Source organism: Spirochaetota bacterium, from assembly GCA_026414805.1.
GTDB lineage: Bacteria > Spirochaetota > UBA4802 > UBA4802 > UB4802 > UBA4802.
On the sequence record JAOAIH010000121.1, the window covers coordinates 1 to 3985 of the forward strand.

General features: G+C 35.2%; 6 protein-coding genes. All 6 read left to right on the forward strand.

Annotation, left to right across the window (positions count from 1 at the left end; translation table 11 throughout):
- On the forward strand, window positions 1-260 hold a 260-nt coding region (locus N3F66_14670; protein ID MCX8125389.1), incomplete at its 5' end, for a hypothetical protein.
- 8 nt (window positions 261-268) lie between these two features.
- Window positions 269-889 carry a uracil-DNA glycosylase gene (locus N3F66_14675; protein MCX8125390.1) on the forward strand — a complete coding sequence of 207 codons (621 nt, stop codon included), beginning with the start codon at window positions 269-271 and terminating at the stop codon, window positions 887-889.
- Window positions 890-1263: 374 nt separating this feature from the next.
- Window positions 1264-2319, forward strand: a complete 1056-nt coding sequence (locus tag N3F66_14680) for a hypothetical protein (GenBank protein ID MCX8125391.1) — start codon at window positions 1264-1266, stop codon at window positions 2317-2319.
- Window positions 2320-2405: 86 nt separating this feature from the next.
- A complete protein-coding gene (locus N3F66_14685) occupies window positions 2406-2840 on the forward strand; it encodes a hypothetical protein (protein MCX8125392.1) in 435 nt (144 codons plus the stop codon).
- Window positions 2834-3160 (forward strand): hypothetical protein, encoded by a 327-nt coding sequence (locus N3F66_14690; protein MCX8125393.1) that lies wholly within the window; start codon window positions 2834-2836, stop codon window positions 3158-3160. The genes N3F66_14685 and N3F66_14690 overlap by 7 nt, the downstream gene beginning before the upstream one ends.
- Window positions 3161-3272: 112 nt before the next feature.
- A partial coding sequence (locus tag N3F66_14695; GenBank protein ID MCX8125394.1) for a hypothetical protein occupies window positions 3273-3985 on the forward strand: 713 nt, incomplete at its 3' end.

Sequence of the window (3985 nt, forward strand, 5' to 3'; positions counted from 1 at the left end):
TTGTAGTAGGTTGTAGTGAAATTAAAGAAATACGATTGCGGGCTTCAGAAGTGGTACTAGCCCCGCTGTTTATTTATTCAAATAGTGAGGTATTAGTGAGTAGCTCAAATCATTATATTGGCCTTGTGAAAATTTCTCCCGGCATTTATCAAACAACAACTACCTCACACGCTTGCCACGCTTGCGTTTTTACGTATTCCAAAACTTTGACGCAGATAATCTTAACTAGTGGAAGCGGAACGTTTGTTGTTGATTTATGAGGTGTGATATGAGTTTAAAAGCCTGGGACAAATATCTTTATGTTGATGCAATAAATGACGCCATCGCATCTCTTTATTCCACAATTAAATCTCCAAGACCAGAGGATGTTGTTAAAGTATTTAAACTGACGGATCCCAAAAAAATAAATATTATAATTTTAGGACAAGACCCCTATCCAAATCCAAATCATGCAACCGGTATTGCATTTTCTGTGCCACCAGAAACAGATCCGCTTCCGGCCACTCTTAAAGTTTTGTTTGCTGAACTCAAACAGAATTATGGTATAATTCGTACAAATGGAGATTTGACGGATTGGGTAAGACAAGGCGTATTATTGTTGAACGCTTCTCTAACGTATACCGACGAGGAAAATCGAGAAATACATTATGCCGCTTGGCGGTCTATACTAAAACCATTTTTAAGAGATTATGTAAAAGAATATAGCGATGTGCTAATTGTTGCGTTAGGAAACAAGGCGGCAAGTATTTGTCCAGACGATCACGAGCATGTTTTGCATTTTTCACACCCATCTCCATTATCGGCAAAATCTTTTTTGGGCTGTCAAATGTTTCGGAAAATAGATGAGCATTTGTTACGTTTAAAAAAACAACCAATAAAATGGGGTTAATTAATCTTGCTTTTTGTATTCATTTTTGTTGGTTGATCGTTTTTTCATAAACACCCCTTCCCTCAAAAATAAAATCTAACCCCCAAAAAATTCAACAAAAAATAAAATAGTATAAAAAAGAAACAAAAAATATTACGTTTAAATGGTATTAGATTATAAGTATTAATAAGGTATTGACAAAAAAAAGAAAGTGTGTTATAATTATAATATAATGGCTAATCCAGCTAAGGCCAAGGGGCTTAAGATGGAATGCTGCTCCCCGTGTCTTAGAAAGGTTGTAAGTAGTGTGTGCCTAAATGACGGCTTACAATCAGGTATAAAGACCCTTATTTTAGGGGTAGGTTAGAGAAAAGAAAGAAAAAGGAGGTAAAAAAATGTATATTGCATTTATACGTTGGTTTATTTTTTTGACTATTGGTTTACCCTTACAGATTTTTGTTATTATGCCTATTTATGTTTTAATATATCTTTTTTGGCATTTATGGTATTTTAAATCAATAAATAAAAGAATGCCACAATATGAATTTATACCAGTAATGCCAATATATCATTATGAATATGGTATTTTAATTAATAATGACGATCATGGTGCATTTACTCAATACACAGACTGTACCGCTAGTGGACTATTACAATTTGTAGATTATCCCAGCAATGAAGATCGACATTTAACTTTTTTACGTACCCCCAAATATAATAAAGCGGATAATCGAATGTATAATGAAGTATCAGGCGACACCGTAATTAGCTTTTGTTTTGCCGCAGTATTACCTGACCCTCAAACCCATCAACAGCGTATGTACGATCCGGCTGTGAAAAAAGCAATATTAGAGCTTGCCAAATCATATTTAATCTTTTTAGGAACAAGATCTTTTGATAAGAAAAATAATGGACATGTTTCAGCACGGTGTAGTAATTTTGGTGTAAATTGGTGTCCAGATGGTTGGGGTCAATTAAGCCAACCAATGTTCGGTCCTAATTTTTACACCTCATCAGCTTTATTTGCACTAGCTGCTAATTTTTCAAGATTTTGGAAGGTAGTATTTTGGGTTCATTGGTGGGTATTGGGCGGATGGTTTTGGGCTTTTATGCCAGCCATGTATCCACGAAATGGGCTTTGGTATACCCGCGATATGTTAATGAAGGCATTATTTGTGCATCGTATCATTTTTGGTGATAGGTGGTGGATAAAATTACCTATGCAAATTACTAATGATTCAGTATTAGGACATAACGCTTTATTTGAAGCTATGATGAAAGGGGTGGTGGACCCTTATTTAAAAAGCCCGCAAGCTCCTCCTAGTATTGAGGTCTTTTTTAGTCAAAATGCGTATGGGGATTCTTTAGCGTCTAGGTTAGATGGGGATAGGGTTTTACCAACCCAAAACTTAGTTAAGACATTGCAGTGGATTGCCACGTATAAAGTCTAAAAATGATATTAATTTGTTAAAAAAAGCGCTTGACATACAATAAAACCTGTGATAGGCTAAAAATATAATTAAAAGGGAGGTAAAAAATGACAGCACAGGTAAATACGACGCAAAATAGGCTAAAAGCTAGTATTGACATTCCTTATGATAAACTTAAAAGAAAAACTAAAGACAATCCTAATGTATGGGTTTATGATAATGGAATGGTAGCTGCCACTATGGAGTTGTCTGTATCAAAAGATGGTTATTTAGTTGATATTGTATTGAGCTTAGATTCTTATACTCATATTTTGATGTCTGCACAATATAATCGCCGTCGAATTTTACAATATCAAACTGTTTATTTGGATCAATTTGATAATGATCAATTTATAACTAAAGAAATTCCTGTTGCAGCAGCTCCATGTTTTTTAAATGGCATTGCTAAAGTATGGGATTATTTTATACAGCAAGTTGAGTTAATGATAGATTTATATAATTTACCACATAATTTTAATAAAGGGGAGGTGGTACTATGCTAGACAATATTAATGTACCAAATACTGATATTTGGATTGAAAAGCCTATTTATGATGATGGCAAGTGGTATGTAGATATTACGCAATATGATGAAGAGACAGATAAAATAATAAATTTAGGATGTGCTGTGTTTAATATTAAATGGTATACTGGTAAAAATGTATATGGTGAATATATAGATTGTGATATTACTTTAAATACTAAAGAATCTAATAATTTATCGATAATAAATGTATATGAACCATATATTATGGCTGCATTACAAAAGGCAATACAGCATTATATTGATAAACATGATATGCATTTTGAATGGGTAGGTTAAAAACTATTAACAATATAAAAAGTGTATTATAATTAAAATATACAAAGATCCCAAGCTTGGGGGTTAGTTGAAGGAGAAAGGATAAGTTAAAGAAAGAAGGGAGCATATAAATATGAAAAAATTAATATTTGGTTTATTTATTTTGTTTGTAATAGGTTGCGGTGAAGTTAAAGAAATACGATTGCGGGCGCCAGAAGTAGTACCAGCCCCGCCACTTATTTGTCCAAATGGTGGGGTATTAGTGGACGGATTGGCTGTATGTAACGGGCATCATGGTGTGAATGTTGGGGTATTAACAGAGCCTAACTTAATGTGTGTTGCAGGGGGCACAAAAATTACATTTTTTAGGGACAATAACAATAATAATGTTTTGGATACTTCTGAATTAATATTGAATGTAGCATCTGTATGTAACGGTCAAAATGCAGTATTAAATGTACAGCCTGCAACAACTGCTCAATGTGCAAATGGAGGTATAACTGTTAATGGTACTCCTGTATGTAATGGATTAAATGGAGCAGATGCAGTATTAAACATAGTAATGGCAACCTCAGCAGAATGTCCAACAGGGGGTATTGTTATTAATGGTAATCCAGTTTGTAATGGAGCCCAAGGACCCCAAGGACCCCAGGGACCACAGGGACCTCAGGGTCCTCAAGGACCGCAAGGTCCACAGGGACCGCAAGGACCACAAGGACCTCAAGGACCTCAGGGGCCTCAGGGGCCACAAGGGCCAGCTGGTGCTAGTGTAAAAGTAGTACAGCTATGTCCAGGGCAAGCAGCACCTCAAGAGTTGGGTGTGTTAATTGACGGTGAATTGTATGC